Source organism: Saccharopolyspora sp. 6M, from assembly GCF_020176775.1.
GTDB classification, from domain to species: domain Bacteria; phylum Actinomycetota; class Actinomycetes; order Mycobacteriales; family Pseudonocardiaceae; genus Saccharopolyspora_C; species Saccharopolyspora_C gregorii.
This window is the reverse complement of the sequence record NZ_JAIUJZ010000011.1, coordinates 1-26,718: the sequence shown is the minus strand read 5'-3', so window position 1 is coordinate 26,718 and position 26,718 is coordinate 1. Positions and strand designations below refer to the sequence as shown.

The 26,718-nt window shown below is 74.1% G+C and carries 23 protein-coding genes; 17 read left to right on the top strand and 6 right to left on the bottom strand.

The annotated features are described in order from the left end of the window. Positions 1-122: 122 nt before the first annotated feature. Positions 123-1,214, bottom strand: coding sequence for an AraC family transcriptional regulator (locus tag LCD31_RS01880; RefSeq protein WP_224955652.1), 1,092 nt, complete (start codon positions 1,212-1,214; stop codon positions 123-125). Positions 1,215-1,319: 105 nt separating this feature from the next. Here LCD31_RS01880 and LCD31_RS01875 point away from each other — a divergent pair, with 105 nt between their 5' ends. The 3 genes from LCD31_RS01875 (at position 1,320) to LCD31_RS01865 (ending at position 9,249) form a co-directional block, all read left to right on the top strand. Further along, positions 1,320-3,167 carry a long-chain fatty acid--CoA ligase gene (locus LCD31_RS01875; RefSeq protein WP_224955651.1) on the top strand — a complete coding sequence of 616 codons (1,848 nt, stop codon included), beginning with the start codon at positions 1,320-1,322 and terminating at the stop codon, positions 3,165-3,167. Between the two features lie 80 nt (positions 3,168-3,247). Next, the gene (locus tag LCD31_RS01870; RefSeq protein ID WP_224955650.1) at positions 3,248-5,533 is read left to right on the top strand and encodes a molybdopterin-dependent oxidoreductase; all 2,286 of its coding nucleotides are present in this window, start codon (positions 3,248-3,250) and stop codon (positions 5,531-5,533) included. A gap of 425 nt (positions 5,534-5,958) precedes the next feature. Beyond that, a complete protein-coding gene (locus LCD31_RS01865) occupies positions 5,959-9,249 on the top strand; it encodes an arabinosyltransferase domain-containing protein (RefSeq protein WP_374108136.1) in 3,291 nt (1,096 codons plus the stop codon). Positions 9,250-9,346: 97 nt separating this feature from the next. Here the strand turns inward: LCD31_RS01865 and LCD31_RS01860 are convergent, their stop codons facing one another. Continuing rightward, on the bottom strand, positions 9,347-10,564 hold the full coding sequence (locus LCD31_RS01860; protein WP_308015815.1) for a glycoside hydrolase family 25 protein: 1,218 nt from the start codon (positions 10,562-10,564) through the stop codon (positions 9,347-9,349). 127 nt (positions 10,565-10,691) lie between these two features. Between LCD31_RS01860 and LCD31_RS01855 the strand changes: the two genes are divergently transcribed. After that, positions 10,692-11,438, top strand: a complete 747-nt coding sequence (locus LCD31_RS01855; protein WP_224955649.1) for an SDR family oxidoreductase — start codon at positions 10,692-10,694, stop codon at positions 11,436-11,438. 205 nt (positions 11,439-11,643) lie between these two features. Here LCD31_RS01855 and LCD31_RS01850 read toward each other — a convergent pair whose 3' ends face one another. The 3 genes from LCD31_RS01850 to LCD31_RS01840 form a co-directional block, all read right to left on the bottom strand. Then, entirely contained in the window at positions 11,644-12,534 is an 891-nt protein-coding gene (locus tag LCD31_RS01850) for a MerR family transcriptional regulator (protein WP_224955648.1), read from the bottom strand. A gap of 212 nt (positions 12,535-12,746) precedes the next feature. After that, on the bottom strand, positions 12,747-13,355 hold the full coding sequence (locus LCD31_RS01845) for a TetR/AcrR family transcriptional regulator (RefSeq protein WP_224955647.1): 609 nt from the start codon (positions 13,353-13,355) through the stop codon (positions 12,747-12,749). Further along, entirely contained in the window at positions 13,355-14,071 is a 717-nt protein-coding gene (locus LCD31_RS01840) for a hypothetical protein (protein ID WP_224955646.1), read from the bottom strand. The genes LCD31_RS01845 and LCD31_RS01840 overlap by 1 nt, the downstream gene beginning before the upstream one ends. Before the next feature lie 87 nt (positions 14,072-14,158). Here LCD31_RS01840 and LCD31_RS01835 point away from each other — a divergent pair, with 87 nt between their 5' ends. The 4 genes from LCD31_RS01835 (at position 14,159) to LCD31_RS01820 (ending at position 16,917) form a co-directional block, all read left to right on the top strand. Beyond that, a complete protein-coding gene (locus LCD31_RS01835) occupies positions 14,159-14,473 on the top strand; it encodes a hypothetical protein (protein ID WP_224955645.1) in 315 nt (104 codons plus the stop codon). A gap of 355 nt (positions 14,474-14,828) precedes the next feature. Continuing rightward, positions 14,829-15,281, top strand: coding sequence for an FHA domain-containing protein (locus LCD31_RS01830; RefSeq protein ID WP_224955644.1), 453 nt, complete (start codon positions 14,829-14,831; stop codon positions 15,279-15,281). 183 nt (positions 15,282-15,464) lie between these two features. Further along, positions 15,465-15,941, top strand: a complete 477-nt coding sequence (locus LCD31_RS01825; RefSeq protein WP_224955643.1) for a hypothetical protein — start codon at positions 15,465-15,467, stop codon at positions 15,939-15,941. After that, on the top strand, positions 15,934-16,917 hold the full coding sequence (locus LCD31_RS01820) for an SRPBCC family protein (protein WP_224955642.1): 984 nt from the start codon (positions 15,934-15,936) through the stop codon (positions 16,915-16,917). The genes LCD31_RS01825 and LCD31_RS01820 overlap by 8 nt, the downstream gene beginning before the upstream one ends. Before the next feature lie 8 nt (positions 16,918-16,925). Here LCD31_RS01820 and LCD31_RS01815 read toward each other — a convergent pair whose 3' ends face one another. Then, the gene (locus LCD31_RS01815) at positions 16,926-17,531 is read right to left on the bottom strand and encodes a TetR/AcrR family transcriptional regulator (RefSeq protein WP_224955641.1); all 606 of its coding nucleotides are present in this window, start codon (positions 17,529-17,531) and stop codon (positions 16,926-16,928) included. Positions 17,532-17,627: 96 nt separating this feature from the next. Between LCD31_RS01815 and LCD31_RS01810 the strand changes: the two genes are divergently transcribed. Genes LCD31_RS01810 through LCD31_RS01770 form a run of 9 tightly spaced genes read left to right on the top strand, consistent with a single transcriptional unit; the run spans position 17,628 to position 26,475 of the window. Further along, complete coding sequence (locus LCD31_RS01810; protein ID WP_224955640.1) at positions 17,628-18,434, top strand: ABC transporter permease; 807 nt, start codon at positions 17,628-17,630, stop codon at positions 18,432-18,434. Beyond that, positions 18,434-19,294, top strand: coding sequence for an ABC transporter permease (locus LCD31_RS01805; RefSeq protein WP_224955639.1), 861 nt, complete (start codon positions 18,434-18,436; stop codon positions 19,292-19,294). The genes LCD31_RS01810 and LCD31_RS01805 overlap by 1 nt, the downstream gene beginning before the upstream one ends. Further along, complete coding sequence (locus tag LCD31_RS01800) at positions 19,294-20,487, top strand: MCE family protein (protein WP_224955638.1); 1,194 nt, start codon at positions 19,294-19,296, stop codon at positions 20,485-20,487. The genes LCD31_RS01805 and LCD31_RS01800 overlap by 1 nt, the downstream gene beginning before the upstream one ends. Next, positions 20,484-21,485 carry an MCE family protein gene (locus LCD31_RS01795; protein ID WP_224955637.1) on the top strand — a complete coding sequence of 334 codons (1,002 nt, stop codon included), beginning with the start codon at positions 20,484-20,486 and terminating at the stop codon, positions 21,483-21,485. The genes LCD31_RS01800 and LCD31_RS01795 overlap by 4 nt, the downstream gene beginning before the upstream one ends. Next, on the top strand, positions 21,482-22,480 hold the full coding sequence (locus tag LCD31_RS01790; protein ID WP_224955636.1) for an MCE family protein: 999 nt from the start codon (positions 21,482-21,484) through the stop codon (positions 22,478-22,480). The genes LCD31_RS01795 and LCD31_RS01790 overlap by 4 nt, the downstream gene beginning before the upstream one ends. Next, complete coding sequence (locus LCD31_RS01785; protein WP_224955635.1) at positions 22,477-23,559, top strand: MCE family protein; 1,083 nt, start codon at positions 22,477-22,479, stop codon at positions 23,557-23,559. Before LCD31_RS01790 ends, LCD31_RS01785 begins: the two co-directional genes overlap by 4 nt. Then, positions 23,556-24,599 carry an MCE family protein gene (locus LCD31_RS01780; protein WP_224955634.1) on the top strand — a complete coding sequence of 348 codons (1,044 nt, stop codon included), beginning with the start codon at positions 23,556-23,558 and terminating at the stop codon, positions 24,597-24,599. The genes LCD31_RS01785 and LCD31_RS01780 overlap by 4 nt, the downstream gene beginning before the upstream one ends. Further along, positions 24,596-25,783, top strand: coding sequence for an MlaD family protein (locus LCD31_RS01775; RefSeq protein WP_224955633.1), 1,188 nt, complete (start codon positions 24,596-24,598; stop codon positions 25,781-25,783). The genes LCD31_RS01780 and LCD31_RS01775 overlap by 4 nt, the downstream gene beginning before the upstream one ends. After that, a complete protein-coding gene (locus LCD31_RS01770) occupies positions 25,780-26,475 on the top strand; it encodes a VirB8/TrbF family protein (RefSeq protein ID WP_224955632.1) in 696 nt (231 codons plus the stop codon). The genes LCD31_RS01775 and LCD31_RS01770 overlap by 4 nt, the downstream gene beginning before the upstream one ends. Positions 26,476-26,718: the final 243 nt, after the last annotated feature.

The following is a 26,718-nucleotide window of genomic DNA, read 5'->3' as shown; positions in this document are numbered from 1 at the left end:
CGCCCCCCCCGGGGGCCCCCCCCCCCCCCCCCCCCCCGCGGGGGGGGCCCCCCCCCCCGCGGGGGGGGGCGCGGCCCCCCCCCCCGGGGGGCGGCGCCCCCCCCCCGGGGCCGGTTCCCGGATCACCGGTCCGCGCCGCGCCGCCGCGCGTAGCTCATCGGCGTGGTCCCGGTCCAGCGCTTGAAGGCGTGGATGAAGCTGGCCGCCTCCGCGTAGCCGAGGCGGATCGCGATGTCGTCCACCGACAGCGCCCCGTCGCGCAGCATCCCCTCGGCCAGCGCGGCGCGGACCTCGTCGCGCACCGACTGGAAGCTGGTGCCCTCCGCGTTGAGCTTGCGGTGCAGGGTGCGCGCGGTGGTGTGCAGCTTGCGCGCCACGTCCTCCATGCCCAGCCGCACCCCGTCGGGGCCGAGCATCTGGTCCCGCACCTGCTTGGCGAACCCGGTGCGCTCCCGGCGGCCCGCGAGCAGGTCGCGGCACTGCGCCTCGCACATCGCCAGGGTCTGCTCGTTGGCCTGCGGCAGCGGGCGTCCCAGGAACGCCGGGTCGAGCACGATCACGTCGTGCGGCTGGCCGAACTTCGGCACCACGCCGAAGAATTCGCCCAGCTCCGCGGTGTTCGGCTGCTCCGGCAGGCTCAACTCGATGCGCTGCACCGGGATCGGGGCGGGCAGCAGCTCCACCATGATGGTGTGGATCGCGGACAGGTCGCGCGCGATGAGGAAGTTCCGCACGTCCGCCGGGATCGCCGCCGCGTCCAGCTCGACGTGCAGCTCGTCACCGGCGAAGCGGACCCGCGGGATGCAGAACGCGAAGCTCAGCTCCAGGTACCGCAGCGCCACCGCCATGCCGTCCTGCACGGTGGGACTGCTGATGAACGCGAAGCCGAGGATGCCGTAGGCGGTGAGGTGGTACTGCAATCCGGCGCGCATGCCGAGGTCCGGCACGTCCGGCAGCGCGCGCACCAGGTTCCGCACGATCCGCAGCTCTTGGTGGGCGTCGACGGACAGGTCCGGATCCTCCAGTTCCGGTTCGGTGAGCCCGGTTCCGGCGAGCACCACGTCCGCGGGCACGGAGTGCTCGCCGGCGAACCTGGTGAGCAGCAGGGCGCTGATCGAGCTCCGGGGGAAGTCCCAGTCCTGCACGACCGGGTCGGGCACGGCCGCCGCGGGGGACGGGCCGGTGTTGTGATCTACGTCGCGACGATGCGGCATGTCCGGAAGTATCAATCACGTGACCGCGGAGGTCATAGCCCCCACCCCGTTCCGGCCTAACGTGATCGTGACGGACGACACTCCTACGCCAGGTGGAGGAAGAGCATGACCGCGACCGAGGTCGAAGCCGAACGAGCGGAGATCGAGGCGGCCATCGCCGGACGCACGGTCCCCGGACTGCTCGCGGACATCGCGCGGACCAGCCCGGACGCGCTCGCGTTCGCCACCGCCGAGCAGAGCTGGACCTGGTCCCAGGTGCACGGGCGGGCGTTGAGCATCGCCGCCGCGCTGCGTTCCCTCGGCGTGCTACCCGGTGATGTGGTGGGGCTGATGGCGAGCAACCGGCCGGAGCACATCCTGGCCGACCTGGGCGCGGCGACGCTCGGCGCGACCACCACCACGCTGTACGCGACGCTGGCGCCCGAGCAGATCCGGCACGTCGTGGTGGACTCCGGCGCGAAGGTCGCCGTCGTCGAAGGCGGGGACGCGTGGCGCCGCTGGTTGCCCGTGCTGGGGGAGCCGACCGAACTCGGCGTGGTCATCACCCTCGGCGAGGTAGGCGACGCGCGGCCGCACGGATTCGCCGGCCGGATCATGAGCTGGGACGAGCTGCTGGAACTGGGGGAGTCCGTCGACGACGGCGAATTCCTGCCCGCCGACCCGGACGCGCAGGAGGAACGGGGGCCCGACCCGCACGACATCGCGGTGCTGATCTACACCTCCGGCACCACCGGCCCGTCCAAGGGCGTGGAGCTCAGCCACCGCGCGCTGCTCTACGAGGTGGAGGCGCTGGTGCGGGCCGCCGGGCTGCCCGAGCAGGTGGTGAGCCTGTCGTACCTGCCGCTGGCGCACATCGCCGAACGGGTGCTGTCGGTGTACCTGCCGCTGCGCTGCGGCGGGGAGACGCACTTCTGCCCCGAGATCAAGCAGTTGCCGCAACGGCTCGCGCAGGTGCGCCCGACGATCCTGTTCGGCGTCCCGCAGGTGTGGGACCGGTTGCGCACCGCCATCGAGAACCGGCTCGCCGAGCAGGACGGGGTGCGCGGCAAGCTCGGCGGCTGGGCGTTGCGCGCGGCGCTGACCGGTGCCGAACCGGACTCCACCGCCGCGGAGAAGCTGCTGGCGCGGCTGGCGCACCGCGCGGTGCTGCACCGCATCCCGGTGGCGCTGGGGCTGGACCGGTGCGCGGTGCGCGCGGTCGGTGCGGCCCCACTGCCGCCGGGCCTGGAGCGGTTCTTCGCCGGGCTCGGCATGGGGCTCACCGGGGTGTACGGCCTGTCCGAGACCTGCGGGGCCGCGGTGATGCACCACGCGGGTTCGCCGCGCAGGCCCGGCACCGTCGGCACCCCGATGCCCGGGGTGGAACTGCGGCTGACCCGCGAAGGGGAGGTGCTGGTGCGCGGCCCGCTGTGCACGTCCGGGTACCGCAACCTGCCCGAGGAGGATCGCGAACTGTTCACCATGGACGGTTTCCTGCGCACCGGTGACCTCGGCTCGCTGGACCCGGACGGGACGTTGCGGATCACCGGGCGGCAGAAGGAGATCATCATCACCGCCGGGGGCAAGAACATCAGCCCGGTGGTGGTGGAGTCGCTGCTGGTGGAGCACCCGCTGATCGAGCAGGCCCTGGTGCACGGCGACGGCAGGCCGTACCTGGTGGCGCTGCTGGCGCCGGACGTCGAGGCGCTGCGCGAGTGGGCCGTGGCGAACGAGCTGCCCGGCAACGCCCCGCGCGCGGAACTGCTGGGGGACCCGAAGCTGCGCGCGGAGATCGACGCCGCGGTCGCGGTGGCGAACACCCGGCTCGCGCGGATCGAGCAGGTCCGCGGCTGGGAGTTCGCGCCGACCGAGTGGACCGAGGACGGCGGCGAGCTCACCCCGACCCGCAAGCTCCGCCGCGCGGTGGTGGTCAAGCACAACCAGGAGCACCTGGACGCCCTCTACCAGGGCTGACCGCGATTCCCGCGCGGGCACCGCTCCGCAGGGCCGGCACCGGCGCCCGCAGCGAGCCGGGCCCGCCTATGTTGGTCGGCATGACGTGGCTGGGCACGACTTCGCACTGGGGCGCCTACCTGGCGCGCCGCCGCGCGGACGGCGAGCTGGAAGTGGCGCCGCACCCCGCCGACCCGGCCCCGTCCGCGCTGCTCGGCAACGTCCCCGGCACCGCCCGGCACGAGACGCGGATCGCGCGGCCCGCGGTCCGGCGCGGCTGGCTGGAGCACGGGCCCGGCCCGTCGAGCGGGCGCGGCCGGGAGGAGTTCGTCGAGGTCGGCTGGGAGACCGCGCTCGACCTGGTCGCCGCCGAACTCCGCCGCGTCCGCGAGCGGCACGGCGACCGGGCCGTGTTCGGCGGCTCCTACGGCTGGGCGAGCGCGGGCCGGTTCCACCACGCGCAGAGCCAGCTGCACCGGTTCCTCAACGCGACCGGCGGCTACACGTCCTCGCGGGGGACCTACAGCTTCGGCACCTCCGCGGTGCTGCTGCCGCATCTGGTGGGGGACGCGGATCCGCTGCTGCGCGGCGCCGACGGGTGGGACGTGATCCGGCGGCGCACCGACCTGGTGGTGGCGTTCGGCGGGCTGGCGCCGAAGAACGCCTCCGTCACCCCGGGCGGGGTGACCCGGCACGTCGGCTCGGCGGTGCTCGCCGACTGGGACGGGCCCGAACTGGCCGTGATCTCGCCGCTGGCCACCGACGTGCCGCCGGGCCGGCGCACCGAGTGGATCCGGGTGCGTCCGGCGACCGACGTGGCGCTGATGCTGGGGCTCGCGCACACGCTGCTCGTCGAGGGCCTGCACGACGCGGAGTTCCTGGACCGCTGCACCACCGGCTTCGACGAGTTCGCCCGCTACCTGCGCGGCGGCCCGGGACCGGAACGCGACGCGGACTGGGCGAGCGCGCTGTGCGGGATGCCCGCCGCGGACATCCGCGCCCTCGCCCGCCGGATGGCGGCCGGGCGCACCCTGGTCTCGGTGAGCTGGTCGTTGCAGCGCAGCGAGCACGGTGAACAGCCGGTGTGGGCGGGGCTGGTGCTGGCGGCGATGCTCGGCGGCATCGGCCTGCCCGGCGGCGGGTTCGGGCACGGCTACGGTTCCATCGGCGATGTCGGCGACACCGGCCCGCTGCTGCCGCTGCCCACGCTGCCGCAGGGCACCAATCCGGTGCCGGAGTTCATCCCGGTCGCCCGCATCGCCGACCTGCTGCTGCACCCCGGCGACGAGTTCGACTACGACGGCGGCCGGTACCGCTACCCGGACGTGCGGGCCGTGTACTGGGCCGGGGGCAACCCGTTCCACCACCACCAGGACCTCAACCGGCTGCGCCGCGCCTTCGCCCGGCCGGACACGGTGGTCGTGCACGAGCCGCACTGGACGGCCACCGCCCGGCACGCCGACGTGGTGCTGCCGGTCACCACGACCCTCGAACGGGAGGACATCGGCGCGGGGCGGCGGGACACGCACCTGATCGCGATGCGCCGGGTGCTGGAGCCGTTCCGGGAGGCGCGCGACGACCACGCGGTGTTCGCCGAGCTCGCCGCCCGCCTCGGCGTCCGCGCCGAGTTCACCGCCGGCCGCGGGACGCGGGAGTGGCTGGTGCACCTCTACGAGCGGTGGCGCGAGCGGCTGGCCGCGGACGGCCACCGGGTACCGCCGTTCGCGGAGTTCTGGGACGCGGGGGAGCTCGAACTGCCCGTGCCGCCGCGCACCACCCCGCTCGCCGAGTTCCGCGCCGATCCGGCAGGCAGCCCGCTGCCCACCCCGAGCGGGCGCATCGAGCTGTGCCCCGCGTCCATCGCGGCGGCCGGGCTGCCCGGCCACCCGGTGTGGCTCGAACCGTCCGACGGTCTCGCCGACGACCGGTTCCCGCTGCGGCTGATCGCGCACCAGCCGCGGAACCGGCTGCACGGCCAGGGCGACGTCGGCGCGGTCAGCCGCGCCGCGAAGATCGAGGGGCGGGAACCGGTGCGGCTGCACCCGGACGACGCGGCGGCCCGCGGCATCACCACGGGCGTGGTGGTCCGGGTGTTCAACGAGCGCGGTGCCTGCCTCGCCGGGGCGCTGATCAGCGACGAGGTGTCCCCCGGGGTCGCGGTGCTCGCCACCGGCGCCTGGTACGACCCGGTGGACGATCCGGCGCAGCCCGGCGGATCGTGGTGCGTGCACGGCAACCCGAACGTGCTCACCGCGGATCGCCCGACCTCGCCGCTGTCGCAGGGCTGTTCCGGGCAGCAGACCCGGGTGCAGGTCGAGCGCTGGACGGCCGAACCGCCGCGGCTGAGCTGCCACCGCCCGCCGCGGCTGGTACCGGGACCTCGCTGAGCGCCGCGCCGCGCCAGGTCCCGGGAACCCGCACCGCGTCCCGGATCCGGTGCGTCGAGCACAATCCGCGCCGCCGGTCGAGCTCGTCGAACCGCGCGACCGGGAATGCGATTAGCGGCGCGGAACTCGATGACGAACTCATCCGAATCCGGATTTCCGCTGGAACAACCCGATCGAGCGACACCGGTGGAACCGCCGGATTCTCCGCGCCGCGGGATCACCGGCCACCACCGCAGGTACCGGCCCGCTGACCGTCTGAACTGGACGTTCGGCCTCCCTTCGATAACCGAAGGATCACAGAACACTGAGAGGAACCTGAGTTCCGCCGCTCATTCCCTCAGCCGTGTCGTTAACCGGTGTGGCGACCCCAACACGGACGTTGATGCTGCGTCGTCGTGATGACCACGACCGCTATTCTCCGGGGCGTGCTCAATGCGGAGAAAGACGACACCGATCACGCGGAGGCGGAATCCGCGCCGTCCGCGGAACCGGCTCGGCCGCGCCCCGATCGGCGCCTCCGACGGCTGAAGCTGCTCGCGACGGTGCTCGGCGTGCTCGGCACGGTGCTGTCCCTCTCCGTCCCGTTCCTGCCGGTGCACCACGACATCACCACGCTGCGCTGGCCCACCGCCAGCGGCACCACCTCGGTCGCCGCTCCGCTGACCACCTTCGCGCCGGTGTGGCTGGACGCCGACATCCCCTGCGTCGCCGCCCGCAGCCTCGACGCGCGCACCGACGGTCCGGCGAACCTGCTGAGCACCAACCCGCCGAACTCCGACAACGGCAGGCTCACCGGGATGAGCCTGACCGTCGACCAGGGGCGGATCACCCTGCTGTCGAAGGGGCGGCAGGTCAACACGATGGCCATCCCCGACGGGGACTGCACGCTCGCGCTGCACAACGACGCCATCGGGTTCAAGGCCGGGTTCGGCGAGGACCGCTGGCTCACCAACATCGCCGGTGACCACCGGCCGCAGGTCACCGGCATCTACTCCGACCTCAACGCCCGCGCCGACGACGTCGCGGGACTGCGCTTCGAAGCCCGCGTGGACAACCGCTTCGAGAGCTCGCCGACCGCGCTGAAGATCGTCGTGAGCGCGCTGGCGATCCTGTCGTTCATCGGCGCCGTGCTCTGCCTGCGACGGCTGGACGCGCGCGCCGGGCGCCGCCCCCCGCGCTGGGTGCAGCCCGGGTGGTGGAAGCCGACCGCGCGGGACGTGGCGGTGCTCGGCTCGCTCGGCATCTGGTGGCTGATCGGGGCGATGAGCTCCGACGACGGCTACACCATGGCCATCGCGCGGGCGCGCGAATCCGCCGGGTACGTCAGCAACTACTACCGCTGGTTCGCCAACCCCGAAGCGCCGTGGGGCTGGTTCTACGAGGTCTACGCGCTGTGGGTGCAGGTCTCCACCGCGATCCCGTGGGTGCGGCTGCCCGCGCTGCTGATGGGCTGCGCGAGCTGGCTGCTGATCAGCCGCGAGGTGCTGCCGCGGCTCGGCCAGCAGGTGCGGCGCAGCAACGCCGCCGGGTGGGCCGCCGCCGCGGTGTTCCTCGCGTTCTGGCTGCCCTACAACAACGGGCTGCGCTCCGAGCCGGTCATCGTGGTGTTCTCGCTGCTCGCGCTGTGCGCCGTGGAGCGCGCCATCGCGACCAGCAGGCTGCTGCCCGCCGCGCTCGGCCTGGTGCTGGCCGCGCTCGCCGTCGGCGCCGGACCGCACGGCATCGTCGCGGTGCTGCCGTTCATCGCCGGCCTCAAACCGCTGATCAAGCTGGTGTGGCGGCGCGCGCGGGAGTTCGGCTGGCTGCCGGTGCTGGCCCCGATCTCCGCGTCCGGCTTCGTGATCCTGACCTGGCTGATCTGGGACCAGACCTGGCAGTCGATCATGGACGCGACCGAGCTGAAGATCGACCTGGGGCCCAGCGAGAAGTGGTACCAGGAGCTCAACCGCTACAACATGCTGTTCAGCCAGATCCCGGACGGTTCGCTCACGCGGCGGTTCCCGGTGTTGCTGGTGATGCTGTGCCTGGCGACCTGCGCGGTCGTGCTGCTGCGGCGCAACCGGATCCGCGGTGCCGCGCTCGGGCCGAGCAGGCGGCTGCTGGCGGTCGCGGCCATGTCGTTCGTGGCCCTGGCGCTCACCCAGACCAAGCACACCCACCACTTCGGGATCTTCGCCGCCGTCGGCGGGGCCGTCGCCGCGCTCACCGCGCTCGCCACCAGCACCACCGTGCTGCGCTCCCGGCGGAACCGGGCCGCGTTCTTCTCCGGGCTGATGGTGATCTCCGCGTTCTCCGCGACCGGGCCGAACGCCTGGTGGTACGTCTCCGGCTGGGGCGTGCCCTGGTACGACATGCCGCCCGCGGTCGACGGGCGCAACGCCAGCACCATCCTGCTGTCCGTCGCCGCCATCGCCGCCGTCGTCGCGCTCGTGGAGCACGTGCGCGGCGACCGCAGCCTCGCCCCGGAGAACGGGGTGGAGCACCGCAGCCGGGCGCTGCGGCTCGGCACGGCGCCGCTGTCGCTGATCTGCGCGCTGCTCATCCTCGGCGAGCTCGCCGCGTTCGGGAAGGCGATCCAGGAGCGCGAAGGTGGCTACAGCATGGGCGCCGACAACATCAAGCAGCTCACCCCCGGCGGCAGCTGCGGGCTCTCCGATTACGTGTACGTGGAGACCAACCCGCAGGCCGGGATGCTCAAGGTCTCCCGGGACCAGCCGACGAACCCGGCGCCCGCGTTCTCCCCGGACGTGCCGGTGCCGTCGAAGCGGCTCGAAGGGGAGGAGACCCCGGAGGAGTACCTCGGGGCGAAGCTCACCGGGTTCACCCGGGACGGCACCCCCGCCGCGCAGGGCGGGACCGCCGCCGACGAGTGGCGGCCGCCGTACCAGTTCGGCGGGGACAACGCCCCCGTCTGGGGCAGCTACACGCCGAAGGGCACCGGCGAGCTGCGCACCCAGTGGTACGACGTGCCGGAGCGCGCGGCGACCGGCGAGGTGCCGATCGTGCTCGCCATGGCCGGGATCGAAGGCGGCGCGAACTCGCTGGCCGTCGAGTTCGGCAAGGACACCCCGCAGGGCTTCCAGATCACCGCCCGGCGCTACCTGCTGCAGGCGGGTGGCCCGGCCTGGCGGGACCACCGGCTCGTCGTGGACGGTGATGCCCAGGGCACCACGAAGATGCGCGTCGTCGCCGTCGACCAGTCGGTGTCCCCGCGCGGCTGGCAGGCGGTCAGCGCCCCGCGCGCCCCGCAGCTGACGAACATGACCGACGTGGTCGGCGACAGCCCCGCCTACGTGGAGTGGCCCGCCACCCTGGTGCACCCGTGCCTGCAGATCTCCGGGCTGCACCACGGCATCGCCGAGATGCCGCGGTTCCGGGTCGCGGGTGGGGAGACCGTGCGGGCCACCGGCCAGGGCTGGTCCTCGCCGGACGCGGGCGGGCCGTTCGGCTGGCTCAACGTGGCCGCCAGCATGCGGGAACTGCCGACGTACCTGAAGAACGACCTCTACCGGGACTGGGGTTCGCTGTACGCGGTGGACCCGTACGAGCCGGGCGCGCTGCCCGCGGAATCCGCGATGCAGGTGCACGAGGAGACGCACTGGGGCGACTGGACCCCGGGACTCCTGCCGCGCACGGTGTCGCTGCCCGGGGACGTGCCGAGCTCGGACGACCGCAACGACATCCGGCCGCTCGACTCGGGTGACGACGACGAGTAGGGCTCGGGCACGGCGAACGGCCCACCACCCCGGGGATCGGGGAGGTGGGCCGTCGTCGTTCTCGCCGCCGCGCCACCCGACGGGCGCGGCGCGGAGATCACTGCGCCGGGGGCTGCTGGGCCGGGGCCTGCGGCGGCGGGCCCTGCGCCGGGATCTGCTGCGGCGCGGCCTGCCGGGCGGCGAGCTTGGTGGAGATCGCCAGCACCAGCGCCTCGGTGCGGGCCGGGTCGTCCGCCCCGAACACCTCGGTCACCGACTCGCGGATCGCCGGACCCGCGACCTCCGAGACCACCGGGCGCAACGCCTCCGCCACCGCCTGCGGATCACCCGTGGCACCGGCGTTGATCATCGCCGGGAGCTGGTACACCACCCCGTTGGTGTCCCGGATCGCGTCCACCGCGGGCACCTGGATGTGCTCGGCGCCGGGGACCCGCGACGGTCGCGGGCCCAGCAGCGCGTTGAACATGTGCACCAGCAGCCCGATGGCGGTGTGGTTGCCCGCCTCGGTTCCCCACCCCACGATCTGGCCCTGCGGTCCGCGCGGACCGAACAGCTCGTGGTGGATCTCGTTGAGCTTCTGCGCCTGTTCAGGAGTCAAGTCGTCCTCCGGGTTAGCTGAGCTGAGCAGCCCCGCGAGCTCTTCGCGGGTGCCGCGGAACGCGTTCGCGTCGACGGGCCGGTGCCCGGCGACGGTGGCGGAACTGGTGAACTGCAGCACCGCGACGCCGAGGCCGCCGTAGCCGCCCCACTGCGCGTCGTAGAAGTCCCGGTACCGCTCGTAGATCTCGCTGGCGTAGCCGCCCTCGTTGCTGGCGTAGCGCGAGTACCACAGCGGTGGTAGCCCGGCCAGCGACGGCGACCCGATCTGCTCCCAGTACCAGCGCGGCAGGTACAGCAGCGGCGACCGGTACCCGGCGGCCAGCAACCGGCCGATGATGTCGCGCGTCAGGTCGGCGCCGCCCCCGCCGTCCTCCACGTCCAGGATCACCGGGACGTCGGCGGGCACCGTGTTGATGATGTGCCCGGCCTGGGAAGCGGCGCTCGAGTCGGCGCGCTGGTAGTGGTAGGCGGCGGTGAGCAGCCCGGCGGCCCGCGCGTTGGCGAGGTTGGCGCCGAACCTGCTGTCGACGAAGGAACTCCCCTCGGTCGCTTTCAGGAAGGCGAAGTCGAACCCTTCGGCCCGCGTGCGGCCCAGGTCGAACGTGCCCTGGTGGTGGGAGATGTCGATGCCGTAGAGCACGGCCGGCCTCACCTCGCGTAGGTCGACGGCGGGTGGTGCGCGGAACTCGCCGTGGATGGTCGGGACGCTACTCACGGTAGCCGACCGGGAGCGCGGAAGTGGGTCATTGGGAAGAATCGGACCCCGAGGCCCGCTGTGCCACCGCGCGGCGCCGTTTCCTAGGGTTGGTCCGAGATCGGCTTCGAGTAGGGGAGATCGTGTGATGCAGACCGCCGTGGTGACCGGAGCCAGCAGCGGGATCGGCGCGGCGACCGCCCGCCGCCTGGCCGCCGACGGGTTCCACGTCGTGGTGGCCGCGCGCAGGCAGGACCGCCTGGCCGCGCTCGCCGAGGAGATCGGTGGCCGCGCGCTGCCGCTCGACGTCACCGACCGGGACTCGGTGGCCACCTTCGCCGCGGAGCTCGACGCCTGCGACGTGCTGCTCAACAACGCGGGCGGCGCCTGGGGATCCGACTCCGTCGAGGGCGGCGACCCCGCGGACTGGCAGCGCATGTACGAGGTCAACGTGCTCGGCACCCTGCACGTCACGCAGGCGCTGCTGCCGCTGCTGCGCGCCGGGAGTGGCGGCACCATCGTCAACCTCACCTCCACCGCCGCCTTCGTCAACTACGAGGGCGGGGCCGGCTACAGCGCCGCCAAGCACGGGCAGCACGCGCTCACCGAGACGCTGCGGCTGGAGCTCGCCGGGCAGCCGGTGCGGGTCATCGAGATCCAGCCCGGCATGGTGCACACCGACGAGTTCTCCCTCAACCGCTTCCGGGGCGACTCCGACAAGGCCGCCGCCGTGTACGCCGACGTGGACCGGCCGCTGACCGCCGAGGACGTCGCCGGGGTCATCGCGATGGCGGTGGCGCAGCCGCTGCACGTCAACATCGACCAGCTGGTGCTGCGGCCCCTCGCCCAAGCAGCCCAGCACAAGGTCCACCGAGGTCGGCTCTTCGAGGGGTGATCTTCCCGGCGTCACCTTGCATTGGTGGTGGGGTGGCGGAACCTCAGTGCGCCCCTCGCTGCGGGATCGTTTTCACAGGTGGCTCCGCCACATGAGAAAACGCTGTCCTCGCGAGGGGCCCACTGAGAACCCGCGGGTGGTCCGGCTGCGTACGTGGTCGCTGCTCAGCGGCTTCGCCGCTGACAGGACGGGCAAGACCTGGCGGTCAGGGCGTTGGGGAGTTCTGGGTGGCTAGGGCTGTGGCGAGTTCTGCGCAGCGGAGGCGGGCGGGGGAGAAGTCGTAGGGCATCTTGCCCATGGCTTCGAGCGCGCTCGTGGGGGTCGGGGTGCCGGTGGAGTCCTCGTCCTCGCCTTCGTCTGCCGGATGTTCGGCGTCCCAGGTGTCGAAGAGGGCGTCCTCGTCCAGGCCGGATTCCTCGATGGCGGCCTGCAGGGCGTTCTCGAAGGCGTGCCGCTCGGCGGCCACCCGGGCCACCCGCGGATCGTCGACGGCGACCCCGTCGTCCAACGCCTCCTCGGCGGCGTCGACGCGGTCGGAGGCCTCCCGCAGCGCGGGATCCGCGGCCAGCGCGAGGAAGCGGGTGGCCTGGACGGCAGCGCCGAGCGGGCCGAAGATCCGCTCGGTGACCAGCAGCGCGTCCAGGTCCTCCTGGCGAAGGGAGTCCTCGGGCAGGCCCGCCAGCCGTTCGGTGACGAAGTCGGAGAGCAGGCCCAGCCGGCTGCCTTCGGCGCGCATCCGCTGCACGGCGGCCCGTTGCCGCCGCAGCTCCGCCTCCTGCGCGGCGAGGGTCCCCGCCAGCTGCTCCAGGACGTCCGCGATCCCCTCCCCGCCGTCCGCACCGGCGGAGTCCTCCGCGCCCGTGGCGAAGGCGTCGCGGATGTCGTCCAGGGCGATCCCCGCGTCGGCCATCTTGCGGATCCACAGCAGGCGGATCATGTCCTCGTAGCCGTAGCGGCGGCGGTCGTCGCCGCCCCGCTCCGGCTCGGGCAGCAGGCCGATCTCGTGGTAGTGGCGGATCGCCCGCGGCGTGGTGCCGGCGAAGGCCGCCGCGTCGCCGATCTTGACCTGGCGGGGCGGGGTGAACGACGAATGCATGGTGCAGGGACCTTTCCGCGGGATTCGGGACGTGGTTCCACCGGACCACATGCCGCTGCGGCATGTGCAACCCCGCGCGCCGATGCCGGTGATCGCCGGCCGTCCGTGGACGCTGCGGGCCGCAGGATCACGGCCGCGGATCGCCGCGACCGGGTTCGAGCCGCGAGTTCATCGCACCGCCGGCGCCCTCGGCGGCTTCGCCGCCGGGAGGATCAGCCGATCCGTTCCGCCGCGCCGAGGTAGCGGGCGAGGATGGTCCGGAGCGTGGGGAGTTCGGCCAGCGGGTCGAAGTCGCGGTCGATCCCGGCCCGGGAGAACAGCGCGTCGGTCAGGCCCAGCACCCAGTGCGCGGCCTGCGCGGGATCGACCTGGTCGTCGATCCGGCCCTGCTCCGCCGCCCGGGACAGCAGGGCCGCGATGCCCGCGCGCAGCTCGCGGTCGTTGCCCACGACCAGCTCGGCCAGCTCCGGGTCCCGCCCGGCCTGCGCGATCAGCTCCACCACCAGCCCCGCCGAGTCCGGATCGGCCAGCGGGCGCACCAGGTGGTCGACCAGCTCGAGCAGCCCCGCCCACGGGTCCGCGTCGGCCACGGCGAGCGCCAGCTGCTCGGCGTTGTCCCGGCCGTCCTGCTCGAAGATCGCCAGGAACACCGCGCGCTTGTTCGGGAAGTAGTGGAACAGGCTGCCGGAGCTGATCCCCGCCGCCGCGCAGATGTCCGCGGTCGTGGTGCGGTCGAAGCCCTTGCGCGCGAAGCAGCCGCCCGCCGCCTCGACGATGTTCCGGCGGCGGGCGGCGTAGCGGACCGGGTCGACGGTGCGCATCAGTCCTCGTCCCGCTGCGGACGCTTCCGCCAGTACTGCTGCTTCTTCTCGTCGCGCACCAGGTATCCGGCGCGGACCAGCGCGTCGCGCAACTTGTCGGTCTCGGCGTGGTGGCCCTTCTTCCGCGCGTGGGCGCGGGCCCGGAGCAGTGCGTCGGCGCGCGGGCCGACCTCCGGCGTGTCCGGGACCCACAGCTCGAACTCGCCCGCGTGCGGATCGGCGTCGAGCCACCGGTAGCCGTGCGCGCGGAACGCGGTGCGCAGCGCGCCCGCGGTGATGTCGGTGCGGGCCCTGGCCGGTTCGTCGCCCGCCGCGTCCAGCAGCACCAGCGCGCCGTGGTCGAGCAGCGCCGCCGACACGCGCGAGCCGGGCACGGTGGAGACGTCGCGCAGCCCGCGGCGCAGCTCGATCTGCTCCGCGGACACCGAGACCCGGAGCCGGTCGCCGATCATCAGCGACAGGAACCCGAGTCCGGCGAGCACGCCGAGCCCGGCGACGCCCAGCGTGCCGTGCGGTTGCGGCAGCGAGGACACCAGCTCGAACACCCCCTGGAACGGCGCCCACGGCAGGCCGGCGATCCAGTCCGCCGCGAGCGCCAGCAGCCAGCCGAGCGCACCGCCCACCACCGGCAGGCCGATCGCGGATCCGTAGCGCAGCCACGCGGGCTCGACCGCGACCGCGGCCTTCCCGGGAACCGGGGGAGAGTGCGACGTCATGACCGGAATAGTAGAGCGAGCGCTCGGTTTAACTTCTGCGGGGCCTTCGAGTGGCGATCCCGGGGAGTTCCTTGTGCAATGGGCGCCATGACGACGTCGCGGTGGGTAACGACAGGGATGCTGCTCGTGTCCGTGCTGGGCATGGCGGGGGCGGCCGCGCCCGCGATCGCCGATCCCGGTGCCGAGCAGATCACCGTGACCGGCCGGGTGCAGGCGGGCGTGGAGCCGCGCTGCTTCCTGCTCCCCGGTCAAGGCCGTTCGCCGTACCTGCTGGTCGGCGGCGATCCGTCGGTGGTGAAACCCGGTGCGCACCTGGTGGTGCGCGGCCGGCCGGACCCCGGCGCGCCCACCACGTGCATGCAGGGGACCCCGCTGCACGTGAGCGAGGCGCACCCCGCTTAGGGCCGGACGAGGCGGTACTTCAGCGGGGAACGCCGGCGGGGGGGGGGGGGCCGGGGGCGGGGCGGCAGACCGGCCCCCTTTTCCCTGTCCCGGGGTCGCGGGCGCCGGGCTCCGAGCGGCTCGCCGGTGAACGGTCCGCTGCGCCGGACGCACCTCCGGTGAACCGGTGGGAGTGGCGCGGAGTGCCGATCCCGGTGCGGTGGGTCACCCGGCCGGACGTGGTGCGGGGTCGGCCGGTGACGCCGTGTGCCGGAGGACACGACGGGTTCGGGACCTAGGGCCCGGTCGCGGCCCGGGGATCCGGGGCCACAGTGGGAAATGCACGAGCTGAGTGGTCCGCGCAAGGAGAACTACGATGATCCGATCCCCGTTCGGCACCTACCGCCCCGGTACCGAGGCCCCGGCAGCCCGGGAAGCGGTTCCGACCCAGCAGGACGAGCGCGCCGTCGGCGTTCCCGCACCGCGAGCCGACGAAGCGGGTTCCGCCGCGGTGGCACCGCCGCGCCCCCGCACGGGGGTGGCGGCGCTGGTGATCTCCCGCGGCCCGGACCAGGGCGCGGTGTTCCCGCTGGAGCGGGACACCACGGTCCTCGGCAGGCACCGCGACTGCGACATCGTGCTCGGCGACGTGACCGTGTCGCGCTACCACACCGAGATCCGCCGCGACGGCGAGAACTTCGCCATCCAGGACGCCGGGTCGCTCAACGGCACCTACCTGAACCGGCAGGTGGTGGATCGGGCGGTGCTCGCCGACGGCGACGAGATCTGGGTGGGCAAGGTCCGGTTCACCTTCCACGCCGGCAGCTGATCCCGCCCGCGACGCTCCCGCGGCAGCTGCGATCGATCCTGTCGTCGCAGGTCCCGGGGCGTAGCGTGGGCGGCAGCACCCGTCGCCCCCGAGCGGACCGGCGTGCACTTCGAGCATCTCGACGCCCTCGACCGGCATCCGGCGGCGGAGCATCCGCGGTCGCCTGTCGCTGGGAGGTCCACCATGAAATCTCGCATCGCAGCCGCGGTGGCCGTCGGCTACCTGCTGGGCCGCACGCGGAAGATGAAGCTGGCGATCGTGGTCGGCGGTCTGCTGGCGGGCAAGAAGTTGCCCACCGATCCCACCGAACTGCTCAAGCAGGGCCTGAGCTCGGTCAGCGGGTCGGAAGCGCTCACCGGTGATCTGCGCGCGCGGCTGGTCGACGCGGCCAAGACCGCGGCCGGCGCCGCGGCGTCCCGGCGGATCGACTCCTGGGGCGACGCGCTGACCGAACGGGCCGCCGGACTGCGAGGAGAGGGCGCGGCGGACCTCGAAGACGAAGCCCCGGCGGAACCGGCGGAGGCGGAAGGTCGGCGCTCGCGCGGCGAGGGCCCCGCCCGCAGCCGTCCGGGACCCCGTTCGCGCGGCGCCCGCCCGGCCGGCCGGCCCTCGCCGCGGCGCGGCGGCGACCGCTCGACGCGAGGTGAGGACGATGGCTGAGCAGCGGGACGACTCCGGCGGCGGTGCCGCGCGCGGACTTCCGTGGAACCACCTGCGCGACGCGGTGCGCGACCTGCTGTCGGCGCTCGCGGAGCGCGCGGTGTCCGGGCTCGGCGAACGGGCGGAAGGACTCGTCGGCAGGCTCACCGACTACGCGCGGGACGACGAGGGCGGTGGCTCCGGCCTGCTGGCGGCGGTCACCGGTGGCGGGAGCTCCGGCGCGGCCGGTGGGGACTCGGCAGGTGGGGGAGGCTCCGGCGGCGGCGGTGGCGGCGGCAGCTCGGCGAAGGTCGTCAACATCGTCGAGCAGTGCGACGTCGGCCTGCCGCTGCGGGTGGCCTACGACCAGTGGACCCGCTTCGAGGACTTCCCGAGCTTCACCCGCAAGGTCGAAAGCGTCCAGCAGGAGTCCGACGAGGAGCTCGACTGGCGGGCGCAGATCTTCCTGTCGCACCGCAGCTGGCGCTCCACCATCCAGGAGCAGGTGCCCGACAGCCGGATCGTGTGGCACTCGACCGGGTCGAAGGGGTCGGTGGACGGCACGGTGACCTTCCACGAGCTCGGCCCGACGCTGACCCGCATCCTGCTCGTCCTCGAGTACCACCCGCAGGGTTTCTTCGAGAAGACGGCGAACCTGTGGCGGGCGCAGGGCCGCCGGGCGCGCTCGGACTTCAAGCACGTGCAGCGGCACCTGATGACGCGCACCGTGCTGGAGCAGGACGAGGTCGAGGGCTGGCGCGGCGAGATCCGGGACGGCGAGGTGGTCCGCAGCCACGAGGACGCCGTGGCGCAGGAGCAGGGCGAGTCCGCGGACGACGACGGATCCGCGGACGACGACGGCGGGTCCGCCCGGCGGGAGGACGGCGACGACGAGGAGCTCGCCGACGAGATCGGGCAGGACCGCTCCGGCGAGGCCCCCGCGGAGCCCGAGCCGGTGCGCAGGCCGCGCGGCGTGCGCCCGGTGCGGCGCCGGTAGGTCCCGCGTCAGACGGCGGAGTTCTGCTGCGCCAGCCGGGCGAAGTGCTCGTTGAAGATGCGCCGCGCCCGCCTGCGCAGCTGGTCGCGGGTGGACAGGTCCGAACCCGCCAGCAGACCGGTGCCGACCACCAGGGTGCCCAGCACGCTGATCTCGTGCGGCAGGTCCAGGCCGTCGGGCAGTTCCCCGTCGGCCACCGCCTCGGTGAGGTGGCGGCGCAGCAGCGAACGCCACACCTGGTAGCCCGCGCCGAAACCGCCCGCCGGGTCGTCCGGCTGGTGCGACCACAGCGCCAGCCACACCCGCCAGCAGGTGAGCCGTTCCTCGTCCACCGGCAGCAGTCCCTGGGTGGCGCGCTGCACCGCGTCCAGCCCGCGCCGGTCGCCGACGGCCGCCACGACGCGCTCCGCGGCGATCGCGCCGTTGAACCGCAGGGCCGCGCCGATCAGCTCGGCCTTGTCCTCGAAGTAGTGCGTGACCGAGCCGGTGGAGACCTCGGCCTCGGCGGCCACCGCGCGCACGGTGGTGGCGGTGAGACCGCGCTCGGCGAGCAGCCGCCGCGCCGCCGCCACGATGTGCTCGCGCGCCTTCGGGTCGCGGATCCTCTTGGCCATGGCGGTTCCTCCCCAGGAAGACGAAACACTTGTTCCGTAACGCATGCTACGCAACACTCGTTCTAGTGGTGCGACGCACTGCGGAGGGAGCCGACGATGGCCCTGGAGACACCGCCCGCCCGGGGGCCGGTCGCGGACGCGGCCGCGCAGGCGGGTCTGCTGGTGGTGTTCGCCGCGCGAACCGCGCGCGCCGGGGTGCGGGCGGTGCTGGGCCGGCGGCTGGCCTGGCGGGAATGCCTGGAGCAGTGCTGGTTCCTGGCCGCGGTGAGCGCGCTGCCCGCGGTGCTGATGACGATCCCGTTAGGCGTGCTGGTGGCGGTGAACATCGGTTCGCTGGCCGGGCAGCTCGGCGCCGAGGGCTACGCGGGCGCGGTGGTCGCGTTCGTGGTGGTGGGCCAGGCCGCGCCGCTGGTGTGCGCGCTGATGATCTCCGGGGTGGGTGGTTCGGCGATCTGCGCCGACCTCGGCTCGCGCAAGCTGCGCGAGGAGACCGAGGCCATGGAGGTCATGGGCCTGTCCACGGTGGAACGGCTGGTGGTGCCCAGGGTGCTCGCCGCGGTCGTGGTGACGGTGCTGCTCAACGGCGTGGTGATGGCCGTCGGGATCGGCGCGACGCTGTTCGTGCACGTGCTGCTCGGCGGTTCCTCCGGCGGGTTCCTCGCGACGCTGACCGCCTACTCCGACCCGGGCGGGTTCCTGGTCGCCGAGGTGAAGGCCGGGGTGTTCGCGGTGCTGGCCGCGCTGGTCTCGGCGTTCAAGGGGCTCACCGCCCGCGGCGGCCCCAGCGGGCTCGGCGACGCGGTGAACGAGGCCGTGGTGATGGCGTTCGTGCTGGTGTTCGTGGCGAACACGGTGCTCACCGAGCTGCACCCGCTGCTGCTCCCGCCGAAGGGCGAGTTCTGATGGCCGGTCCGCTGGTCCGCGCGGTGCGGCGCGGTTCCGCCCGGCGGTGGCGCGGGCTGGGCGACCTGTTGGTCGCGTTCGGGGTGCAGGCCACCTTCCACGTCCGGGCCGTGCTGGCGGTGCCGCGGGTGCTGGTGCACTACCGCAGGCACGTGGCGCGGCAGGTCGCGGAGATCAGCTTCGGCTCGGCGTCGCTGTTCGCCGGGGGCGGCACCATCGGCGTGATCTTCGCGATGTCCTTCGTGGCCAGCACTCAGGTGGGGCTGGAGGGCTACCGGGGGCTCGACCTGATCGGCCTGACGCCGATGTCCGGGCTGATGTCGGCGATGGTGAACACCCGGGAGCTGGCGCCGCTGGTCGCGGGCGTGGCGCTGGCGGCGAAGGTCGGCACCGGGTTCACCGCGCAGCTCGGCGCGATGCGGATCTCCGACGAGATCGACGCGCTGGAGTCGATGGCGGTGCGCTCGCTGCCGTTCCTGGTCAGCACCCGGATGGCGGCGGCGTTCATCTCGGTGGTCCCGCTGTACCTGGTGGGCCTGTTCGCCTCCTACCTCGCGACCCGGGGCGCGGTGGTCGTGGTGCAGGGGCAGTCCGGGGGCACCTACGACTTCTACTTCCAGCTGCTGCTGAGCCCGTCGGACGTGGCGCTGTCGCTGGCGAAGGCGGTGGTGTTCGCGATGGTGGTGACGCTGGTGCACTGCTTCTACGGCTACTACGCCACCGGAGGCCCGGAAGGCGTCGGCCGCGCCGCCGGGCGGGCGCTGCGGGCGAGCATCGTGGCGATCACCTTCACCGACATGGTGCTGACCCTGCTGTTCTGGGGCCTGAGCCCCAGCCTCCCCGCGCTGGGGGTGCGCTGATGGTGGACCTGTCCCGCGGCGGGGTGGGCCGGAGCGCGCTGGCGGTGCGCGGTCTCGGCGGGGTGCTGCTGGTGCTGGGCGCGGCGGTGCTCGCGGTCCTCGGCGGTGCGGGGGCGTTCCGGCAGGCGCCGCTGGTGCACGCGAGCGTGCCCGCCGTGGCCGGACCGGTGCGGGAGGGGTCCGCGGTGCGCTACCGCGGGGTGGTGGTCGGCGAGCTCGCCGAGGTGGTGCCGGACGCCGCCGGTGCGCGGCTGGTGCTGCGGATGGATCCCGCCGCGCTCGCCGCAGTCCCGGCCGCGGTGCGGGTGCGAGTGCTGCCGAAGACGCTGTTCGGCGACCAGTACGTGGAGCTCGCCGCGCCGGACGCCACCGGGCCCCGGCTGGCGGCGGGCGACCGGGTCGAAGCCGACGCGGGGCCGGAGGCGGTGCGCATCTACGCGGCCTACACCCGGATGTTCGCGCTGCTGGACTCGCTGCGGCCCGCCGAGCTGCAGGTGGCGCTGGGGACCGTGGCCGACGCGCTGCGCGGCCGCGGCGCCGAGCTCGGCGAGACGATCGACGGGCTGCACGAGCTGACCGGGCGGATCGACCCGGCCCGCACCGCCGGCCGGATCGGCGAGGTCGCGGGGCTCGCCGACCAGCTCGCGGACGCGGCCCCGGACCTGCTGGCCACCGTCGACGACGCGGTGGCGCTGTCCCGGGCTGTGGTGGCGCAGCGGGAGAACCTGACCGAACTGCTCGACGCGGGCGCCGAGCTCACCGAGCGGTCGCAGCGGTTCCTGGACGAGAACGGGGCGCGCGCCGTGCGGGTGGTGCGCACCGCGGAACCGGTCTCGGCGGTGCTCGGCGGGAACGCGGATGGGATCACCGCGACGCTGCACGAGCTGCGGGAGTTCACCGCGAACGCGAGCCGCACCTTCGTCGACGGGCGCTTCCAGATCCGCGCGCCGGTGACGCTGGACGACCCGTACCCGTACGACGCGGCGGACTGCCCGCGCTACCCGGGGCTGGACGGGCCGGGCTGCCAGGCACCGGCCGCGGCCGGGGGAGCGGTCGGCCCGGTCGGATCCGCCGCGGAGAAGGCCGCGCTGCGGGAGGCGTTCCCCGTCGAGTCCACATCGGACGGTGGGCCGGAGCTGGTCGGTCTGCTGGCAGGCCCGGTGCTGCGCGGCACGCAGGTGGTGCTGCCATGAGGCTCGCCGCCACCGCCGCCAAGTTCACCGCCTTCGCCCTGGTCGCCGTGCTGTGCGCGGTGCTGGTGGTCAACACGCTGAACCACCCGCTGGGTGGCGCCACCCGCGCCTACCGCGCCGAGTTCACCGACGCCCAGGGCGTGCGGACGGGCAGCGAGGTCCGCATCGCCGGGGTCCGCGTCGGCGCCGTCACCGGCGTGCGGCTGCGGGACGGGACCGCCGTGGTGGACTTCGACGTCCTCGCCGAGCAGCCGCTGCCCGCCGACACCCGCGCCGCCGTCCGCTACGCAGACCTGCTCGGCGGCCGGTACCTGGCCCTCGACTCCACCGCGCGCGGCGGGCCGGAACTCCCCGCCGGGGCCACGATCCCGCTGGAGCGGACCCGCCCCGCCTTGGAGCTCACCGCGCTGATGAACGGGTTCCGGCCGCTGTTCGACGCGCTCGACCCGCGGCAGGCGAACCGCCTCGCGCACCAGCTGATCGCGGTGTTCCAAGGCGAAGCCGGCACCCTCACCGGGTTGCTGGAGCGGGTGGTGTCGGTGACCGCCGGGCTCGCCGAGCGGGACCAGGTCGTCGGCGAGGTGCTGGGCAACCTGAACGCGGTGCTGCACACCACCGGCGAGCACCGCGCCGAGCTGCACGCGCTCATCGGCAGGCTCGGCGACCTGGCCTCGGCGGTCGTCGCGGACCGGGAGCGCATCGCCGGGGCCCTCGACGCGGGCGGGGCACTGGCGAACTCGGTGCGCGGCTCGATGGGCCGGATCACCCCTGGCCTGACCCGCGACGTGGACGCGCTCGGCGAGCTGTCCCGCGGCTGGGTCGCCGAGCAGCACCGGTTCGACACCGCCGTGCAGGGGCTGCCGGAGCTGGTGACCCGGTTGAACCGGACGCTGGACCACGGCAGCTGGGTCAACATCTACGTCTGCAACCTGCGGTTGTCGGTCGCCGGGGCGCAGGTCGACCTCGGCGGCGGCCCGCACTCGGAGGTGTGCCGATGAGGCGGCGATCGGCGTGGCGGGACGATCCGCTCGTCACCGGCGGGGCGGGCATCCTGGTGCTGCTGCTCGTGCTGGGCGGCGTGATCGCGGTGCCGCAGCTGTCGTTCCTGTGGCGGACCCGGGAGTACACCGCCGAATTCGCCAACGCCGCCGGGCTGACCGCCGACGCCCAGGTGCACGTGGCCGGGGTGCCCGCCGGCCGGGTCACCGGGCTGGAGCTCGCCGGGGACCGGGTGCGGGTGGTGTTCCGGCTGGACGCGGGGCAGCGGCTCGGTACCGCCACCTCCGCCTCGGTGCGGCTGGCGACCGTGATGGGCGCCCGCTACCTGGCCGTCGAACCGGCCGGCGCGGGGCGGATCGACGCCGGGGCGGTGATCCCGCTCGACCGCACCCGGGTGCCGTACAGCCTCGACGAGCTCGGCGCCGCCGCCACCGGCACCGTCGAGGAGCTGGACCTGGGTGCGCTGCGCGAGATGATGCGCACCGCGGGCGAGGCGATGCCGGACGACCCGGAGCTGGTGGGCCGCGCGCTGGACGGGATCGCCGGGGCCGCGGCGCTCGTCGACCGGCACGACGAGCAGCTCGACGCGCTCCTCGACGGCGCGCGCGGCACCACCGACGCGCTGGTGCGCCAGCAGGACGTGCTGGTGCGGCTGCTCGGCGACGCCGACCTGGTCGTGCGCACCCTCACCGAACGCCGGGACGTGGTGCTGCGGCTCATCGACGACGTGGACGCGCTCAGCGCCCGGCTCGACGAGTTCCTCGGCGCGAACTCCGCCAAGCTCGGGCCGTTGCTGGGCGACCTGCGGGAGATCACCGCCGCGCTGCACCGCGACGAGCAGGCCATCGCCACCACCATCGCCACCCTCGGGCCCGCCGGAAGATCGCTGGCCAACGCCACCGGCAACGGCAGCTGGGGCGACGTCGCCGGGCCCGCCGGGCCGCTGCCGGACAACCTGCTGTGCCTGGCCGGACTGCTGGAGGGGTGCCGATGAGCCGGACGACCCGCGCGATCGCCCTCGGCTGCACCGCCGCGCTGCTGCTGGTCGGCGGCTGGTACGCGCTGCTGCGGCCCGAACCGGCGCGCGTCGTGTCCGCCGACTTCGCCACCGTCGACGGCATCTACCCGGGCAGCGCGGTGCAGGTGCTGGGCGTGCCCGTCGGACTCGTCGAGGACGTGTCGCCGCGCGGTCCGGTGGTGCGGGTGCGGATGCGGATCCGCCCGGACGTGCCGGTGCCCGCCGACGCGCACGCCTACGTGCTGAGCCCGCAGCTGATCAGCGACCGGTTCGTCGAACTCGGCCCCGGGTACACCGGTGGGCCCCGGCTCGCCGACGGCGGCGTGATCCCCGCCGCACGCGCGCACGCGCCGATCCGCTGGGACGAACTGATGTCGTCGCTGGACACCGTGCTCACCGCGCTCGGTCCGGACGGGCTCGACGAGCAGGGCGACCTCGGTGCGCTGCTGCACCGGGCGGCGACGGCGGCCGACGGCAACGGGCCGAAGCTGCGCAGCGCGATCGACCGGCTCGCCGGGGCCACCGGGGTGCTGGCGGGGGACGGGGAGCGGATCGGGGCGCTGATCGGGAACCTGGATTCGCTGGTGCGCGCGCTGTCCGCGCATCGGTCCACAGTGGAATCACTGGCGGCCGGGGTGCGGCAGGCGGGTGCGGACTACGACGCCGAACGGCTGCACCTCGACGAGACCGTCGGCAGGCTGACCCGCGCGCTCGCCGAAGCCGACGCGCTGGTCCGCGAGCACGGCGACGACCTCACCGGCAGCGTGCACGACCTCGCGGGCACCACCGGGCAGGTCGCCGCGCAGCGCGAGCAGCTCGCCGAACTGCTCACCCAGCTGCCGCTGGTGTTCGGCAACTTCAGCCGCGCCATCACCGACGACGAACGGCTGCGCATCCGGCTGAACATCTCCACCTCCCTCGACCAGTTCCCGGCCACCGCGCGGCTGTGCGAGCGGATCCCGGTGCCGTTGTGCTCCGCGCCCGGCCTGGTCAACCCGATCCCGTTCCCGCCGGAGCTGGACCCGCTGCACGCCCTGCCCGGAGGTGGCCGATGAGCACCACCAGGCTGCTGCCGCTGCTGCTGGGCGTCGCGCTGCTGACCGGCGGCTGCGGGCTGAGCCTGCACGAGCTGCCGACCGGGGGGAGCGGCGGAACCCGGATCTCCGCCGTGTTCGAGGACGTCTCCGAGCTGCCCGTCGGCGGCGCCGTGCGGATCGGGCAGGACACCGTCGGCCAGGTGCGCGCGCTGTCCACCGAGGACTTCACCGCGGTCGCGGTGCTGGAGCTGCGGCCCGGGCTGCGGCTGCCCGCGGACACCGCCGCGCGCCTGGAGCTGACCTCCGCGCTGGGCGAGCAGTTCGTGGTGCTCGAACCGCCCGCGCGACCGGCCACCACCGAGCCGCTCGCCGACGGGGACACCATCCCGCTGGACCGCACCGCCCGCGGCCCGGACCTGGAGAACACCCTCGCCGCCCTCGGCACCGTGCTCGGCGGCAGCGGGCTCGACCAGGCCCGCACCATCGTCACCGAGCTCGACACCGCGCTCGGCGGGCGCGAAGCGGAGGTGCGGGACCTGCTGCACCGGCTGGACGCCCTGCTGTCCGAAGTGGACTCGCACCGCGCGGAGTTCGACACCGCCCTCGACTCGCTGCACCGGCTCTCCGCCGAGACCGCGGCGCACACCCCGCTGCTGGAGGCCGCGCTGCACGACCTCACCCCGGCCGTGGACGTGCTGCTGGGGCAGCGGGAGCGGTTCGACCGGCTGCTCACCGGTGTCACCGAACTCGGCCGCAGCGGCGACGGCATCGTGCGCGAAGCCGGACCCGCGTTCGCCGCGCAGCTCGACGCGCTGCGGCCGGTGCTGGACTCGCTGGCCGGGTTCAACGGCGACCTCGCCGACACGCTCACCTCGCTGCGCACGTTCCAGCAGCGGCTCGGCAGCGCCATCCCCGGCGACTACCTGAACCTGGACGGCACCCTCGACGTCTCCGGCAGCCTGCTGCCGCTGCTGACCGGGCGGCCGCCACCGGTGCCCGGGCCGGCGCTCGTACCGCCCGGATCCGCCGCCGACCTGCTGACCGGAGGCACCCGATGAGCCGCGCCGTGCTGATCCAGCTCGTCCTGTTCCTCGTCATCTGGCTCGGCTGCGCCGCGTTCGTGCTCGACACCGCGCTCGGCCCGCGCGCCCTCGGCACGCCCGTGCGGGTAGCGGTGCGGATGCCGGACGCGGCGGGCCTCGCCGCCTCCTCCCAGGTCACCTACCGCGGCGTGCGCACCGGCACCGTCGAGTCCGTCCGGCTCGACCCCGGCGGCGACGGCGTCACGGTGCGGCTGCTGCTGGACCCGGGCAGCCGCGTCCCGGCCGACACCACCGCGCGGATCAGCATGGACATCCCGATGGCCGTGCAGCACCTCGACCTGCGGCCCGGCACCGGCGCCCCGCCGTACCTGCGCGACGGCGACGTGATCGGCGCCGAGCGCACCAGCACCCCGCTGCCGCTGGAGACCCTGCTGGTGCGCGCCACCGACCTCGCCGAGAGCATCGACCCGCACGACGTGCGGGTGCTGTCCGAGGCCGCCGCCGAGCTCGACGGCACCGCCCCGCAGCTGCGGCGCATCCTGGACGGCACCCGCGACCTCACCCGGCTCGCGGTGGAACGGGAACCGCAGCTGGCGAACCTCGCCGAGCAGGGGCCCGCACTGCTGGACCAGGCCGACGGGCTGCCCGAGCTCGCGGCCTCGGTGCGGGAGCTGGCCGACCAGGCGCGCGCGCAGGAACCGGCGCTGCGCCACCGCGCCGAGACCGCGCCCGGCACCACCCGGGCCGCGGCCGACCTGCTCGCGCGCGGCGAGCGGGACGCGAGCGCGCTGCTCGGCAACCTGCTCACCACCGGGGAAGTGCTCGGCACCCACGTTCCCGCGCTGCGCGAGACGATGACCGCGCTGCCGCGGGGGCTGTCCGACCTGGCGAGCATCGTGCACGGCGACGTCGCCGACTTCTACCTCGTCGCCGCCCAGGGGCCCGCCTGCTACTACGGCACCGAACGGCGTCCCCCGACCGACACCGCCCCGCGCGCACCGCGGCTCGACTGGAGCTGCGCGCCGGGGCCGGGCCTCGAACAGCGCGGCGCCGACAGCGCGCCGCGCCCCCGGACACCGGCCGCCGAGCCGGTGCGGCACCCGGCACCGGGTGCTCCCGCCACCGCGGAGCCGAGCGCGGGCGGCGGGGTGCTGGGACCACGGCCGTGGTCCTCGATCATGTTCCAGGGAGTGCGATGAGCGGCGAGACGGCGACCGGCCAGGACGGGACCGGACGGATGCAGGAGCACAACGCGGAGCCCGTCGTGGAGTCCACCGCGGAGTCGACTGCGGGCTCCGCGGCGGAGCCCGCCGTGGAATCGGCTGGGGAATCGGCTGCGGAGCCGATCGTGGAGTCCACTGAGGACACCACCGCGGCCGGTGCGGCGAGCGGCACCCCGGAACCCGCGCGGCGACGGCGGCCCGGCGGCCGGGCGGTCCTCGCCGCCGCGGTCGTCCTGCTGCTGCTCGGCGGCCTCGCCACCACCGGCTGGCTGCTGCACCGGCGTGCCACCGAGGACGCCGCCCGCGCCGGCGCGCTCGCCGCGGGTCGCGAGTACGCGCTGGCGCTGACCACCTACGACCACCAGGACCTGGCCGGGAACTTCGACCGCGTCGCGCAGCACTCCTCGCCCGCGTTCGCGCGGCAGTACCAGGAGGTCAGCGACGGGCTCACCCAACTCATCCAGCAGTACCAGGCCACCTCGAAGGGCGAGGTGCTGCACGCGGGCGTCGCCGAATCGAGCACGGACCGCGCGGTGCTGCTGCTGTTCGTCGACCAGACGATCACCAACACCAACAGCCCCGAACCGCGGGTCGACCGCACCCGGATGCGCCTGACGCTGGTGCACTCAGGAGACCAGTGGTTCATCGACGACGTCCAGCTGATCTGACCGCTTGTTGTCCCTCAGCTCGTTTTGCGTAGCACTGAGGTGGCGGAACCTCAGCGGCTTCCTCGCTGCCCGCTTTTCGGTGCGGCCGCGATTTCTGATGTATGTCCGGCACACGGCGACATCGCTGTCCTCGCGAGGAAGCCGCTGAGAACCCGCGGGTGGTCCGGTTGCTTTGGTGTCATCGGCTCAGCGGCTCCGCCGCTGACAAGAAACACCGCAGATCCGGGGGCGGCGGGGGCGGAC

What these genes read in the sequence shown, in the direction of transcription:
- LCD31_RS01880 (WP_224955652.1), bottom strand. Translation starts at nt 1,214, where the DNA reads ATGCCGCATCGTCGCGACGTAGATCACAACACCGGCCCGTCCCCCGCG.
- LCD31_RS01875 (WP_224955651.1), top strand. Translation starts at nt 1,320, where the DNA reads ATGACCGCGACCGAGGTCGAAGCCGAACGAGCGGAGATCGAGGCGGCC.
- LCD31_RS01870 (WP_224955650.1), top strand. Translation starts at nt 3,248, where the DNA reads ATGACGTGGCTGGGCACGACTTCGCACTGGGGCGCCTACCTGGCGCGC.
- LCD31_RS01855 (WP_224955649.1), top strand. Translation starts at nt 10,692, where the DNA reads ATGCAGACCGCCGTGGTGACCGGAGCCAGCAGCGGGATCGGCGCGGCG.
- LCD31_RS01850 (WP_224955648.1), bottom strand. Translation starts at nt 12,534, where the DNA reads ATGCATTCGTCGTTCACCCCGCCCCGCCAGGTCAAGATCGGCGACGCG.
- LCD31_RS01845 (WP_224955647.1), bottom strand. Translation starts at nt 13,355, where the DNA reads ATGCGCACCGTCGACCCGGTCCGCTACGCCGCCCGCCGCCGGAACATC.
- LCD31_RS01840 (WP_224955646.1), bottom strand. Translation starts at nt 14,071, where the DNA reads ATGACGTCGCACTCTCCCCCGGTTCCCGGGAAGGCCGCGGTCGCGGTC.
- LCD31_RS01835 (WP_224955645.1), top strand. Translation starts at nt 14,159, where the DNA reads ATGACGACGTCGCGGTGGGTAACGACAGGGATGCTGCTCGTGTCCGTG.
- LCD31_RS01830 (WP_224955644.1), top strand. Translation starts at nt 14,829, where the DNA reads ATGATCCGATCCCCGTTCGGCACCTACCGCCCCGGTACCGAGGCCCCG.
- LCD31_RS01825 (WP_224955643.1), top strand. Translation starts at nt 15,465, where the DNA reads ATGAAATCTCGCATCGCAGCCGCGGTGGCCGTCGGCTACCTGCTGGGC.
- LCD31_RS01820 (WP_224955642.1), top strand. Translation starts at nt 15,934, where the DNA reads ATGGCTGAGCAGCGGGACGACTCCGGCGGCGGTGCCGCGCGCGGACTT.
- LCD31_RS01815 (WP_224955641.1), bottom strand. Translation starts at nt 17,531, where the DNA reads ATGGCCAAGAGGATCCGCGACCCGAAGGCGCGCGAGCACATCGTGGCG.
- LCD31_RS01810 (WP_224955640.1), top strand. Translation starts at nt 17,628, where the DNA reads ATGGCCCTGGAGACACCGCCCGCCCGGGGGCCGGTCGCGGACGCGGCC.
- LCD31_RS01805 (WP_224955639.1), top strand. Translation starts at nt 18,434, where the DNA reads ATGGCCGGTCCGCTGGTCCGCGCGGTGCGGCGCGGTTCCGCCCGGCGG.
- LCD31_RS01800 (WP_224955638.1), top strand. Translation starts at nt 19,294, where the DNA reads ATGGTGGACCTGTCCCGCGGCGGGGTGGGCCGGAGCGCGCTGGCGGTG.
- LCD31_RS01795 (WP_224955637.1), top strand. Translation starts at nt 20,484, where the DNA reads ATGAGGCTCGCCGCCACCGCCGCCAAGTTCACCGCCTTCGCCCTGGTC.
- LCD31_RS01790 (WP_224955636.1), top strand. Translation starts at nt 21,482, where the DNA reads ATGAGGCGGCGATCGGCGTGGCGGGACGATCCGCTCGTCACCGGCGGG.
- LCD31_RS01785 (WP_224955635.1), top strand. Translation starts at nt 22,477, where the DNA reads ATGAGCCGGACGACCCGCGCGATCGCCCTCGGCTGCACCGCCGCGCTG.
- LCD31_RS01780 (WP_224955634.1), top strand. Translation starts at nt 23,556, where the DNA reads ATGAGCACCACCAGGCTGCTGCCGCTGCTGCTGGGCGTCGCGCTGCTG.
- LCD31_RS01775 (WP_224955633.1), top strand. Translation starts at nt 24,596, where the DNA reads ATGAGCCGCGCCGTGCTGATCCAGCTCGTCCTGTTCCTCGTCATCTGG.
- LCD31_RS01770 (WP_224955632.1), top strand. Translation starts at nt 25,780, where the DNA reads ATGAGCGGCGAGACGGCGACCGGCCAGGACGGGACCGGACGGATGCAG.